The 229-nt window shown below is 47.6% G+C and carries 1 protein-coding gene; it reads left to right on the top strand.

What is annotated here, in order from left to right:
* Positions 1–61: 61 nt before the first annotated feature.
* A partial coding sequence (locus FN960_RS24860) for a response regulator (RefSeq protein ID WP_143850876.1) occupies positions 62–229 on the top strand: 168 nt, incomplete at its 3' end.

Below are 229 nucleotides of genomic sequence, written 5' to 3'. Positions count from 1 at the left end.
ATAAGCGATTGCCATCTGATCCCGCTACTCTAGAATTGCCCGGGCAACATGCGGAGGAAAAATGAAACTGTTGATTGTCGAAGATGAAAAGAAAACCGGAGAATACTTGACCAAAGGGTTAACCGAAGCCGGTTTTGTGGTCGATTTGGCCGACAACGGGCTGAATGGCTACCATCTGGCGATGACCGGTGATTATGATCTGATAATCCTCGATATTATGCTGCCGGAC

The sequence above is a fragment of the Alkalicoccobacillus porphyridii genome, assembly GCF_007293315.1.
GTDB lineage: Bacteria > Bacillota > Bacilli > Bacillales > Bacillaceae_D > Alkalicoccobacillus > Alkalicoccobacillus porphyridii.
This window is presented reverse-complemented; position numbering and strand designations above follow the sequence as displayed.